Source organism: Actinokineospora sp. (assembly GCF_050699995.1).
Lineage (GTDB): Bacteria > Actinomycetota > Actinomycetes > Mycobacteriales > Pseudonocardiaceae > Actinokineospora.
Window position 1 is genome coordinate 1 of sequence record NZ_JBOHGC010000517.1, and the last position, 12,661, is coordinate 12,661.

At 70.2% G+C, this 12,661-nt stretch carries 9 protein-coding genes, 1 tRNA gene and 1 pseudogene; 9 read left to right on the forward strand and 2 right to left on the reverse strand.

Annotated features, from left to right (window positions below; all coding sequences use genetic code 11):
• Positions 1–126: 126 nt before the first annotated feature.
• From ACRDSQ_RS25710 to ACRDSQ_RS25725, 4 genes and pseudogenes are all read left to right on the forward strand, one after another.
• A complete protein-coding gene (locus ACRDSQ_RS25710; RefSeq protein WP_431424533.1) occupies positions 127–831 on the forward strand; it encodes a hypothetical protein in 705 nt (234 codons plus the stop codon).
• A complete protein-coding gene (locus ACRDSQ_RS25715) occupies positions 832–1,098 on the forward strand; it encodes a hypothetical protein (RefSeq protein WP_431424534.1) in 267 nt (88 codons plus the stop codon). It abuts the gene before it with no gap.
• Positions 1,099–1,311: 213 nt separating this feature from the next.
• Positions 1,312–1,446: pseudogene (locus ACRDSQ_RS25720) on the forward strand (RHS repeat-associated core domain-containing protein); the annotation flags it as partial.
• 67 nt (positions 1,447–1,513) lie between these two features.
• Complete coding sequence (locus tag ACRDSQ_RS25725) at positions 1,514–2,029, forward strand: hypothetical protein (protein ID WP_431424541.1); 516 nt, start codon at positions 1,514–1,516, stop codon at positions 2,027–2,029.
• Between the two features lie 15 nt (positions 2,030–2,044).
• Here the strand turns inward: ACRDSQ_RS25725 and ACRDSQ_RS25730 are convergent.
• Together ACRDSQ_RS25730 and ACRDSQ_RS25735 are read right to left on the reverse strand one after the other, a co-directional pair.
• A tRNA-Arg gene (locus tag ACRDSQ_RS25730) sits at positions 2,045–2,120 on the reverse strand.
• A 113-nt stretch (positions 2,121–2,233) separates the two neighbouring features.
• Complete coding sequence (locus ACRDSQ_RS25735) at positions 2,234–3,289, reverse strand: LacI family DNA-binding transcriptional regulator (RefSeq protein ID WP_431424535.1); 1,056 nt, start codon at positions 3,287–3,289, stop codon at positions 2,234–2,236.
• Positions 3,290–3,385: 96 nt separating this feature from the next.
• Between ACRDSQ_RS25735 and ACRDSQ_RS25740 the strand changes: the two genes are divergently transcribed.
• The 5 genes from ACRDSQ_RS25740 to ACRDSQ_RS25760 all read left to right on the forward strand — a co-directional run.
• On the forward strand, positions 3,386–4,576 hold the full coding sequence (locus ACRDSQ_RS25740) for an MFS transporter (protein WP_431424536.1): 1,191 nt from the start codon (positions 3,386–3,388) through the stop codon (positions 4,574–4,576).
• Positions 4,577–4,650: 74 nt separating this feature from the next.
• A complete protein-coding gene (locus ACRDSQ_RS25745) occupies positions 4,651–6,660 on the forward strand; it encodes a cytochrome c oxidase assembly protein (RefSeq protein ID WP_431424537.1) in 2,010 nt (669 codons plus the stop codon).
• 210 nt (positions 6,661–6,870) lie between these two features.
• The gene (locus tag ACRDSQ_RS25750) at positions 6,871–7,128 is read left to right on the forward strand and encodes a DUF7218 family protein (RefSeq protein WP_431424538.1); all 258 of its coding nucleotides are present in this window, start codon (positions 6,871–6,873) and stop codon (positions 7,126–7,128) included.
• Positions 7,129–7,222: 94 nt separating this feature from the next.
• Complete coding sequence (gene ettA / locus ACRDSQ_RS25755) at positions 7,223–8,899, forward strand: energy-dependent translational throttle protein EttA (protein WP_431424539.1); 1,677 nt, start codon at positions 7,223–7,225, stop codon at positions 8,897–8,899.
• A 16-nt stretch (positions 8,900–8,915) separates the two neighbouring features.
• The coding region (locus ACRDSQ_RS25760; RefSeq protein ID WP_431424540.1) for a hypothetical protein at positions 8,916–12,661 on the forward strand (3,746 nt) is incomplete at its 3' end.

Below are 12,661 nucleotides of genomic sequence, written 5' to 3' on the forward strand. Positions count from 1 at the left end.
ACACCGGCCAGTGCCCCGGCGGCGGTCACAGACACCGCCCACAACTGCGACAGCTGCAACGGCGGTAATGGTTGGGCGACCCCGCACGGCGCCCTCCCGTCCAAGGTCGGCCAGTACGGCAGGCCGGTGATCGACCTGTCGAAGGTGTCCAAGCCACCGCAGACCGGTAACCGCTACTTCACCTACAACTCCGGCGAGTTCTACCCGGTCGCGGGCGCCGAGTGGATGGTCGAGCCGATCCCGGGCCATGTCGACCCGGACTATCCGTGGTGGGTGCAGGTCCTGATCCCGGTGGCCGTCGCGGCCGTGATCGCCGCGGCCATGGCCTGTGTGGGATCGGCTCCGTTCTGCGCCGCGATCGCCGCCGGGACCGCTAATTCGGTCGCGCCACCGGTAGTCGTCACCGTTCCCGTTGCTACGGCGGGCGTCGGTATCGCTGTCGGCAAGGGCATCGATATAATCGACGACGCGGTGAACGCAGGCAAGGCCGCCAACGCCGGAGCTGCGGGTGCGCGGTCCCTCGCCGAGTTGCGTGCTGTAGCTGATGTAACTTTGCCGAGCGGAATCTCGCGGGCTGAGTGGGGCGCGTTGGTGTGGGGGCGTGGGGGAAGCGGAGGCGCAGCAGCCACGAATGCAAACGCGCTCTTGGGCCGCAGCGCCGATGAACTCAGCCGGATACCGGGCCTCAATACCAACTCCGCAACCGCCTGGCGAGACTTCTACCAGCAAGCCATTGTCGATGGGAGGGGCGTGGCCAATCCCGCCAACGCCACGAACCAGGCGCGCCTGGATCTGCTCAACGACATCATCCATAGCCTTGGAGGACGCTAAATGAGCGCCAGCGGCGACAATCGCGGGAGCTACGAAATCGTCTTGGGCCCAACCGGCGAAGACTCACTATCCGTGCTGTTCGAGCCTGGTGCAGGTGAGTTCGAGATCGCCCCTGGCGACCACTTCAGGATGGTGATCTCAGGCCCGGAAGGCGAGCGTGTCGAGTTCGCTCACGGACCGGGCTACGTGTCGGTATGGCCGAGTCCGTCGCTGTCGGTTGTCGTCTACGACAGTGCCGGGGCCGCCGTTCCGCTCCTAGGCTACTGACGATCAAGCCATGATCAAGGAGCTGACGTGGGCTTCACATCGGACCCCACAAGACATTCATGCAGGTCAGCGGCTAAGGAAAGCGGTCGCGGGGCCTGGAATCGTGACTACCGGTGTTGCAACAAACGGGCGGCATCGCGATTGACCGCATGGCGGTCAATGCGACGGTGAGTGCTCAGGGGGCAGGGGGCGTCAAGTGCTCGGTGCTCGTTGGTGCACCTGGGTGCCCGCGAGTACGACCCGGCGCTGGGCCGGTTCACGAGTGTGGACCCGGTGTTGGATCTGGCCGATCCGCAGTCGTGGTCGGGGTACGCCTACGCCAACAACAACCTGATCGATCACAGTGACCCGACCGGGTTGTGGTGCGGCGGCTGTCTTGACACCAACATGGGTGTCAACTGCCCGCCGTGTAGCGGTGGCACCCGGCGAGTGCCCGCATGGCGCCGTTCCGTCGAAGGTCGGCCAGTACGGCAGGCCGGTGATCGACCTGTCGAAGGTGTCGAAGCCACCGCAGATCGGGAACCGATACTTCACCTACAACTCCGGCGAGTTCTACCCGGTCGCGGGCGCCGAGTGGATGCTTGCGCCGATCCCGGGCCATGTCGACCCGGACTACCCGTGGTGGGTGCAGGTCCTGATCCCGGTCGCCGTCGCGGGCGCCATCGCCGCGGCCATGGCGTGCGTGGGATCGGGCCCGTTGTGCCTCGCGAACGCCGCCGGGACCGCTGAAGCGACCGCCCCACCGATGGCCGTCACCGTTCCCGTTGCCACGGTGGGCCTGGGCATCGGCATCTCCAAGGCGCCCACATCATCGACGACGTCCAGGGCGGGCATGTCCTTGCGCGTTCATAAGCACCTTCATGACGGACAACAGGGGAGCTGGTGCTCACAGCCTGTAGATGTCTTCGAGTACCAGCCGCCCAGCTGTTGATGTTGCCCATGTTTGTGGTGCCCCCGGCAGGACTCGAACCTGCGGCCAAGAGCTTAGAAGGCTCCTGCTCTATCCGCTGAGCTACAGGGGCGTAGACGGTGACCCTGCCGGAGCAGGGTAACCGTCTCGATTGATCTGATCGTTCGGAACGGCTCGACCGTTTCCGGATCTCACCAGTCGAGTGACGAAGAAAACGCTGACGGGTCACATGGGGGCTGTAGACGCCCGTTCGACCAAGGTCACCGGCAGGGTCGTCGGCGGTCCGGGTCTCGTACCGTCGAGCAGGCTAAGTGCCAGCTCAGCGGCCATGCGGCCCTTCTCGGCGAGGTCCTGTCGGACCGTCGTCAGCGGCGGGTCGGCCCATTGGGCGGCCGGGGTGTCGTCGAAGCCGACGATCGAAACATCTTCCGGAACGCGGAGACCGAGATCCTGTGCCGCCCGGATCGCGCCGAGCGCCAGCTCGTCGGACAGGCAGAGCAGCGCGGTCGGTCTCAGGTCGAGCCTGAGCAGCCACCGGGCGCCTTCGCGGCCGTGGTCGCGTCTGCAGCCGGGGGCCTCCCAGATGGGCACGTCCGTCTCTTCGAGACCGGCCAACGCGCCCCTCACCCGGTCGCGGGTCACTCGGAAGCGGGCGTCGCGCAGTCGTTCGGGTGACGCGGGTCCCTGTGAGCCGTCGGCGCCCAGTGCGAAGCTCAGGATCGCGACCCTGCGGTGTCCCAGTGCCCGCACGTGTTGGGCGGCCAGGGTCGCGCCTGCTTCGTCGGCGGTGTCGACTCGGGCGGAGCCCGCCACCACTGGCTGGTCGATCACCACCAGCGGCAGCCCGCGCGCGGCGACCTGGGCCAGCGCGGGGGAGTCGTCGGGGAGGGAGTAGGCAACGGCGATGTCGGCGTGCGCGCGGGCGACGCTGTCGGGTGTCGGGCCCGCGCCGGTGCCGGGCATCAGCAGCAGGCTGCGCTCGCTGTCCAGGGTGGACGCCATGCTGTCGAGCACGATCGACAGCGCCGGGTCCGAGAACGCCGCTGACAGCCCGCCGCCGAGCAGCACCGCCACGGCGCCGCCGCGCCGGGTCGCGAGGCTTCGGGCGACGGGGTCCGGGCCGGAGTAGCCGAGCCGGTTCGCGGTCACGATGATCCGCTCGCGCAGGGCGGCGGAAAGCTGGTCAGGACGGTTGTAGGCGTTCGACACTGTCGCCCTGGACACACCGACCTCCTGGGCCACGGTGTCCAGGGTCGGTCGCCTGACCCGGTCCTGTTTCACACGCCCAGAGTAATCCGCGTCTCCCCGGACCCAAATTCGATGGCAATCACTGAAGCGCTTCAGTTAGCGTGGTAGGTATCCGGGAGGGGAGTGGGCATGCTGGTCGGAGACCGGGCGGACATCAACGCCGTGCTTGTGGTATTCGCGCTCAACGGTGTGATTTTCGGGTCGTGGGCGTCCCGGGTGCCCGCCCTGGCGACCCAGGTCGGCGCGGCTGAGGGCACGCTCGGCCTTGCCCTGGTCGGAGCCAGTATCGGCATGATCTTCGCCGCGTCCCTGACCGGTCGACTTGCCGCCCGCTACGGCGCCCGGGTTTTGGTGGCAGGCTCCGGCGTGGCGGCCTGCGTGGTCCTGCCGCTGCTCGGTCTGAGCCCGACCATCGCGCTGCTCGGCCTGACCCTGGTCCTGCTCGGCGCCAGTGTCGGCACGCTCGACGTGGCCATGAACATCGCCGCCGTCACCGTCACCCGGCGAACCGACCGTCCCCTGATGCCGATCTTCCACGCCGCGTTCAGCTTCGGCGGCCTCCTCGGCGCGGCGGGCGCCGCCCTCGCGGCCTTCGCGGCCTGGCCACCCGTGCCGCACCTGGCGGTAGTCGCCGTCATCGTCACCGTGACCCTGCTCGCCGTGGCGCGCGCGGTTCCCGTAGAGCTCATCCCCGACGTCGCCCACGCGGCCGCCGCGCGAACACCGGTCCGCCGTCCGGTCCTCTGGCTGCTCGCCGCGGTCGCCCTGTGCTCCGCGGTCGCCGAGGGTGCCAGCGCCGACTGGTCAGCCCTGTTCGCCGTGGAATACCGAGGGATGCACGAAGCGTCCGCGGCATTCGTCTACGGCGCCTTCTCGGTCGCCATGGCCATTACCCGCCTCCTTGGCGAGCGCGCCGAACGACGCTTCGGCCCCGAGCGCCTCCTGGTCGGCGGCGCGCTGATCGCGGGCGGCGGCCTGCTGCTGGCCACGACGGTCCACACGACGTTCGCGATCTTCGCCGGCTTCGCTCTCGCCGGAGTCGGCCTCGCCTACGCCTTCCCCATCGCCCTGAGCCTGGCGGGCGACGCGGGCCGCCGTGCCGACGGGACAGGCGGTGAGCGGGAAATCGGCTTCGTCACCACGATCGCCTACAGCGGCTTCCTCGCGGGCCCGCCGCTGATCGGCGGGATCGCCCACGTCACGGACCTGTCGGTCGCGCTGTCGGTGGCGGGCGTGGTGGCGGCCCTGATCGCCCCCGCGGCCCTCGCGGCGGTAGCGGCGGGCAGGCGGGAACGGCGGTTGGTGTCCGTGCGGGACTGATCACCCCGCCCGCTGGGATCACTGGTAATTCCGCCGCCACCAGACCCGTCCGACCGCCTACTAGACTGTTCCACGTGTCCCAGGCCAGCCCCCCGGAAACCAACGCCCCCCGCCGCGCGGCGGGCATCGCGCACCTCCTCATCGTCGGCGGCCTGTTGGCCGCTGTCGTCGCGGCCGCGCTTGTCGTCCTGGCCGGGGGCAACCGGTATGTCATCCTCGGCCTGCCCTCGCCGGACGCGTTCACCCAGCACGGCCTGACCGTTGTGCGCGTCCTGTCCGAGATCGGCGCCGTCGTCACCGTCGGCTCGCTGCTGTTCGCGGCTTTCCTGGTCCCGCCCCGCGACACCGGGGTCTTGGACGTAGGCGGGTACGCAGCCCTGCGCACGGCAGGCTGGGGCGCTGCCGCGTGGTTCGTCGGCGCGCTCCTGTCCGCCCCCTTCACCGCCGCCGACGCGGTCGGCAGGCCCATCGGCGATGTCCTCCCCGCCGATATCCTGATCACCCTCGTCGGCACCCTCTCCCAGGCGAAGGCGTGGCTGCTGACCGCCGCCATCGCGCTGCTCGTCCTCGTCGGCACCCGCATCGTCCTGACCTGGGGCTGGACCACGGTCCTGTTCGCCCTCGCGCTCGCGGGCATCGTCCCCGTCGCGGTCACCGGCCACTCGTCGAGCGGTGGCCAGCACGACCTGGCCACCAACAGCCTGCTGCTGCACCTGCTCGCGGCGGCCCTCTGGGTCGGTGGCCTGGTCGCGCTGCTCGCGCACGGCCGCCGCGGCCACGACCACCTGGGCCTCGCCGCGTCCCGGTTCTCCCGGATCGCCCTGGTCTGCTGGATCGTCATGGCCGGGTCCGGTGTGGTCAACGCCCTGGTCAGGCTGCCCCTGAGCGACCTGTTCAGCACGTCCTACGGCCTGCTGGTCGTGGCCAAGATCGTCGCCCTGTTGGTCCTGGGCGTCTTCGGCTACCTACAGCGCGAACGCGGCGTGAAGGGGATCGTCGAGCGCGGCACTGGCGCGTCCCTGCTTCGGCTGGCCGCCACCGAGGTGCTGATCATGCTGATCACCTTCGGCATCGCCGCGGGCCTGGCCCGCACCCCGCCGCCGCGGACCGCGTACGTCGAGCCCGGCCGGGTCGAACTGCAACTCGGCTACCCGATCGACGCCGCCCCCACGGCGATGCGCCTGATCTTCGACGTCCGCTTCGACCTGATCTTCGGCACCCTCGCGATCGCCATGGCCGCGCTCTACCTGCGGGGCGTGTTCCGGCTGCGCCGCCAGGACATCGCGTGGCCGGTCGGCCGGACGATCGCCTGGCTCGCGGGCTGCTTCGTCATCCTCTTCGCGACCTCGTCCGGCTTCGGCAAATACTCGCCCGCCATGTTCAGCATCCACATGCAGACCCACATGATGCTGAGCATGTTGGCGCCGGTCCTGCTGGTCCTCGGCGGCCCGATGACGCTGGCTCTTCGCGCGATCAAACCCGCGGGCAAAGGCGCGCCTCCCGGTATGCGCGAATGGATCCTGGCGTTCGTGCACTCGCCGGTCTCGCGCGCGCTGACGAATCCCGTGGTCGCGCTTGTCCTGTTCGTCGGGTCGTTCTACGGCCTCTACCTGTCCGGCCTGTTCGACTCCGCCGTGCCCGAGCACTGGGCGCATCTGCTGATGAACGCCCACTTCCTGCTGGTCGGCTACATCTTCTACTGGCCGGTCCTCGGGGTCGACCCGTCGCCGCGCAAGCTGCCGTATCTGGCCCGGCTCGGCCTGGTGTTCGCCTCGATGCCCTTCCACGCCTTCTTCGGCGTGATCTTGATGAGCATGCAAACTGTGGTGGGCCAACAGTTCTACCGATCCCTCGCGCTGCCGTGGAACACCGACCTGCTCGCCGACCAGCGCCTCGGCGGCGGCATCGCCTGGGCGTCCGGGGAAATCCCGCTCCTGCTCGTGCTGATCGCCCTGCTCGTGCAGTGGGCCCGCGCCGACGACCGGGAGGCTCGGCGCACCGACCGCCGTGTCGACAGCGGTGACAGCGACGACCTCGACGCCTACAACGCCATGCTCAAGCAGATGGCGGACCCGAAGCCCTAGCACCGCGGTCCGACACTTCCTCACGATCAAGCACCCGCTATCCACAGCTCCGCGAAGCCGTCCACAACTCCCGCACCGCCTCTGGCCTGCGCCACCCGAATCCGGAAACGTGGATCGGGACAGCCCGCGGCGAAGGGAGCGGATCGTGGTCGTGTTTGCCCTGACCGGGCTCCGGGCACTCCTTGGACTGCTCATGGAAGGAGTGCGGACATGCCGAACCCGAGCATCAAGAACGAGAAGCTGTACCGCGAGCTGCGCGACGACGGCGAGTCCAAGGAGAAGGCCGCCCGCATCGCCAACGCCTCCGCCAAGGAAGGCAAGTCCAAAGTCGCGTCCCGCGGCGGGAAATCAGGGTCTTACGAGGATTGGTCCGTCGACGACCTGCGCAAGCGCGCGAGCGAGATCGGAATCGAGGGTCGTTCGTCGATGTCGAAGGATGAGCTGGTCAAGGCCCTGCGGAACCACTGATCGGCGTTCGCGGGCGGCTGCCGAAAGTCCCGTCCGGTCGGTAACGGGGCGACCGCGCTCAGGCGCCGGAGGCGACCGCTCTACGATCGCGAGCATGGCCGAGTTCATCTACACCATGAAGAAGGTGCGCAAGGCGCACGGGGACAAGGTCATCCTTGATGACGTCACCCTCAACTTCCTGCCCGGCGCCAAGATTGGCGTTGTCGGTCCGAACGGCGCTGGTAAATCCAGTGTTTTGAAGATCATGGCGGGCCTCGATCAGCCGAACAACGGCGAGGCGTTCCTCTCGCCCGGCTACTCGGTGGGCATCCTGCAGCAGGAGCCGCCGCTGAACGAGGAGAAGACGGTCCTGGGCAACGTCCAGGAGGCCGTGGGCGAGATCAAGGGCAAGCTCGACCGGTTCAACGAGATCGCCGAGCTCATGGCGACTGAGTACTCCGACGAGCTGATGGAGGAGATGGGCAAGCTCCAGGAGGAGCTCGACCACGCCGACGCGTGGGACCTCGACTCCCAGCTCGAGCAGGCCATGGACGCGCTGCGGTGCCCGCCGCCGGAGGCCGACGTCACGGTCCTCTCCGGTGGTGAGCGCCGCCGGGTCGCGCTGTGCAAACTGCTGCTGTCCAAGCCCGACCTGCTACTCCTCGACGAGCCCACCAACCACTTGGACGCCGAGAGCGTGCTGTGGCTCGAACAGCACCTCGCGCAGTACCCGGGCGCCGTCCTCGCCGTCACCCACGACCGGTACTTCCTCGACAACCTCGCCGAGTGGATCCTCGAGATCGACCGCGGCCGCACCTACCCGTACGAAGGCAACTACTCCACCTACCTGGAGAAGAAGGCCGAGCGGCTCGCGGTGCAGGGCAAGAAGGACCAGAAGCTGCAGAAGCGGCTCAAGGAAGAACTCGCCTGGGTCCGGTCCAACGCGAAGGCCCGCCAGACGAAGTCGCGTTCCCGCCTCGACCGCTACGAGGAGATGGCGGCTGAGGCGGAGAAGACGCGCAAGCTCGACTTCGAGGAGATCCAGATCCCGCCCGGGCCCCGCCTGGGCAACATCGTCGTCGAGGTGAACAACCTCAAGAAGGGCTTCGACGACCGGGTCCTGATCGACGGCCTGTCTTTCGACCTGCCGCGCAACGGCATCATCGGCGTGATCGGGCCCAACGGCGTCGGCAAGACCACCCTGTTCAAGACCATCGTCGGTCTGGAGAAGCCGGACACGGGTGAGGTCAAGGTCGGCGAGACCGTGCTGCTGTCCTACGTCGACCAGAACCGCGCGAACATCGACCCGAAGAAGACGGTTTTCGAGACCGTCTCCGGTGGGCTCGACTACCTCAAGGTCGGCCAGGTCGAGATGCCGTCGCGCGCGTACGTCAGCGCGTTCGGCTTCAAGGGCCCGGACCAGCAGAAGCCCGCGGGTGTGCTGTCCGGTGGTGAGCGCAACCGGCTCAACCTGGCGCTGACCCTCAAGCAGGGCGGAAACCTGATCCTGCTCGACGAGCCGACGAACGACCTCGACGTCGAAACCCTCGGATCGCTGGAAAACGCTCTCGAACAGTTCCCCGGCTGCGCCGTGGTCATCTCCCACGACCGGTGGTTCCTCGACCGGACGTGCACGCACATCCTGGCCTGGGAGGGAACCGACGAAGATCCTTCCAAGTGGTTCTGGTTCGAGGGTAACTTCGATGGCTACGAGAAGAACAAAGTCGAACGGATGGGTGCCGACGCCGCTCGACCGCACCGGGTGACCTACCGCAAACTGACCCGGGACTAGACGGAGGACCGGCGACGTGGCGGCTTGGAACGAGTTACCCGTGGACGGCGGCTCAGTCGAGTGCGACGCACTCGTCGAGGTGGCCGACCGGCTGCGGTGGAGCGCGCCTGAGCTGACTGTCCAGTTCGCGATGCGCGCCTTGCGGGCCGACGCGTACCAGGCGGTCAGGACCCGCGCGCACTCGTTGCTCGCGCCGTCACTCGTCACCCTCGGACGGCACGCCGAGGCCGTGGAACCGGCCTTGGCGGCACTGCGCGCCGCGACGGCGGGCGGCCAGATCGAACGGTCCGCCCGCCTTCGGGTCGCCATCGCGGCGTGTGCGCGCGCCCTCGGTGAGCCGCTGACCGGCTGCGAGATCCTGCGGCCGGTGCTGCAGACCAAGTCGGCCAAGCCCGCCACGCGCGCGGTCGCCTTGGGCCAGTTCGTCACCTGCGCCGCACACGTCGGCGGCCGCGACGACCTGGAGGACGCGCTCGCCGAGGCCGAGCGGCTGCTCGCGTCCGACGACGGTCTCTCCCAGGACGCCCGTCGCGTCGAGGGCGCCCTGCTCGGGGTGCGCTCGGCGTCCTACCACCGCCGCCACGGCGACACCGAAGCCGCCGCGGACACCGCCCGCGCCGGTCTGGCCATGCTCGGCAGGCTGCACGACCCGATCTCCGAGGGCGGCCGGGTGCGCGCCCGGCTGACGCTGGAACTGGTCTGCGCGCTGCTCGACGAAGGCCATCTCGACGAGGCCGTGCAGGCGGCCGAAGCCGTGCTGTCCGAACCGGTCCGCGCCGCCGCCGCACCCGCCATCGGGCGGCTTCGGCTGGCGCTGGCCACCAGGGTCCACATCCCGGCCGGGCGCACCGACATCGGTCGGACGTTACTCTGCGACGTCGTCTACACCGCCGATCGGCACGGTCTCGACTCGCTGCTCGCCGACGCGTGGACGTTCCTCGCGCACGCCGACGAACAGGCCGACCACCCCACTGAGGCCCTGCACGCCCTGCGTTCCGCGCGCGCCGCCGAATACCGGCACATGCGCGCCGTCGATCTGGCGCGCCACCGGCTCAGCACCGAGTTCGGGCTCGAACAGCGCCCTGAGCGAGTCGTGTCGCAGCTGCGCGCCATCGTCCGGTCCGGCGCGCCCACCCGGCCGCAGCCGGTGAACCTCCCCGAACAGGCCGCGCGCAGGCAGTCCGCCGAGGACAAGCCGTCGCGGACCACGCGAGGCGGCACGTTCGCGTTGACGCTGGTCAGCGTGGCACCGGTCGGGACCGCGCCGGCCGTCGAACCGCCCGAGCCGCCGGTGCCCGTCGGCGGCGACGTCGCCCTCAACGCGCTGGCCTCCCACGTCCGCGATCTGGCGCCGGACAAGGCCGAACTGCTCCGCACCGACTTGGGGGAGTTCGCCGTCCTGCTGCCCCAGACCACCCACGCCGAGGCCGAACACCTCGCCGCGACCATCCGCGACCGCGCCATCGAATCCGCCTGGCTCGTCGACGACCAAGGGCGCGACCTCGCCATCCGAACGGGCGTGGCCACACAGCCCGCGGCGGGCGACAGCCCCCGAGACGGTGTCGACGCGCTCCTCGACGCGGCCAGGGACGCGCTGTCGCGCCCCTTCGCCCCGCGCACGCAGCCCGCGAACCCGGACGTGGCGGAGACCGATGACTCCGCGGCGGGACGGGCCGACTCCGAGCATCCCGACTTCGAACGCCCGGGATCGCCTCGGCTCGCTTCCGCGCGGGCGGATCTCGACCATCCGAATCCACCGCCCGGCAGGCCTGAGACCGAGTTCCCGGATTTCGGGCTCCCGGATCTCGGACTCCCCGATTTCGCCTTGGTCGACTTCCCGTTCGGCGAATTCGGCGGCCGACCGTTCGCGCACACCCCCGTGACCAGCCAGGACACGGTGCCTGACCAGCCCGAATCCGCGTCCACGTCCTCGCAGGCCGAGTCGACGGTGTCCACCCCACCAGCCTCCGAGCCCGACGTGCCCCAGACCCCCGAGGTTGCCCCGCCCGCGGACGAGTCGCAGGGTGTGAGCGCTCTCCTGGAGGCTGCCCGTTCGGTGATGCAGGAGCAGGTCAGCGAGCCGACCGCCCCCGACGCCCCGCTGCCTCGGCGCAGGCGCCGCGCCGCAGACCCGGAGGACGCCGCCACACCTGAGCGCGCGGACGCCGAGAACCGCGTCGACGAAACCACCACCAGTCCGTCGATGGCCGTTCCCGCGGCCTCCGCTGATCTCCTCGCTGAGACCACTTCCGCGGCCTTGGCAGCCGATTCCGCAACGGACAGCCCACCCGCCCGTCGAGACCGCGGCGACGCGCAGGCGGAGGAAACCGCCACCGCACCGGTCTCCGACGCCCAGGCGCTGCTCAGCCGGTTCGGCATCGAGCCCCGCGGCGGTGGCGGCCGCCGCCGAGCCCCGGACGAAGACCCGTACGCGTCGATGTTCGGCGACGACTCCGCGACGGTCCCGCCGGTGCCGGAACCGGAGAACGTGCCGGAACCGCCCGAGGGCCCGAACATCCCGACCCCGCCCGAGCGCCCGCCGATCCCGCCCGAGCCCACGCCCGGTCCGTCCCCGACCCCGACGCCGGACGAGGTTCCCCCGCCGGAGCCCGCCCCCGACGTCGAACCCCCACCGTCGACCGCCGACATGCTCGCCCGCCTCAGCGCACTTGTGGCGCCGGCCCCCGAGCCGCGCCCGGAGGTTGAGCCTGCTCAGTCCGGTGCGCTGCCACGCAGACGTGCGGCACCCACAGAGCCTTCGGCTGCCGACAGTCCCGCCGAGGACCGTCCTGGCAGACGCAGTCGCGCCCGCGAGACTGAGCAACCCGCGGCAACCGAGACAGTGGTCCCGACTGGGGTCCCGACTGGGAATCCCGCGCAGCCCGAACCGCGGTTCGCCGACGCGGACACGGGACTCGCCGACGTCGAATCCGACGAGCAACGCGCCACGGCGGTCTCCAGCGGATGGCTCGGCTTCTCAGCGCTCCGCGGAGTCGGCCTGACGGGTGGAGCCGGGCCGGTGGGGACCCACCTGACGCCGGGGGAGTCGGTGGTCGCCCCCTTTCCGCCCACCGACGCCACCGCGTCGGTTATGGCGACCCCAAGCGGTGACCGTGCCGACGAGGCAACTCCGGACAGTCCCGCCGCCGGACCGCGCACCGCGTTCCAGACCGAGCCCGCGGCTGCGGATCACCCAGCCGGCCCGGCCGTGGCCGACACCCCGCCGACCACGCCGCTTACCCGAAACCCTGTTACGTCTTCCGCAGCCCTTCCCGACTCCGCCCCTTCCGCCGGTGCGCCCATTGCGGCTCCCGGAGTAGCGACACCCGCCGCGGACCCCGACGCGCCGATCGGGTGGCCCAGCCGGGCCGGTTCCACCATCGGCGGCGGATCCGAGGATCTCCCCCGGTACACCGAGGCATCCCGTTCGAGCGGCGTCTTCGACGTCCACGATTCCGCAGCCGCCGACCCCACCGCCCCCAGCGACCGGCCGGAGAGCGCCGCGTCAGCGGTCGTGGCCTCGTCGCGCGCGGCCCGCCGGGCAGCGGCCGACAGCGCGCACAAGTCCGGGGACGCGTGCTCACAGATCGCCCGCGCCGCGGCCGCCGCACCGGATGCCACCGAGCAAGCCACCCCCAGAGCGAAGCAGTCACGCGCCGCCCGCCGGGCTTCCGCCGAGGCCGCCGCACCCGCCCTGGAATCCGCCGCGCCCCAGCCCACCGGCCGCAGATCGCGCGACGAGCCCGTGACCGAGCGCCCAGC

Excerpts from the sequence above, each read along its gene's own strand:
- ACRDSQ_RS25715 (WP_431424534.1), top strand. The coding sequence starts at position 832 with ATGAGCGCCAGCGGCGACAATCGCGGGAGCTACGAAATCGTCTTGGGC.
- ACRDSQ_RS25740 (WP_431424536.1), top strand. The coding sequence starts at position 3,386 with ATGCTGGTCGGAGACCGGGCGGACATCAACGCCGTGCTTGTGGTATTC.
- ACRDSQ_RS25750 (WP_431424538.1), top strand. The coding sequence starts at position 6,871 with ATGCCGAACCCGAGCATCAAGAACGAGAAGCTGTACCGCGAGCTGCGC.
- ettA (WP_431424539.1), top strand. The coding sequence starts at position 7,223 with ATGGCCGAGTTCATCTACACCATGAAGAAGGTGCGCAAGGCGCACGGG.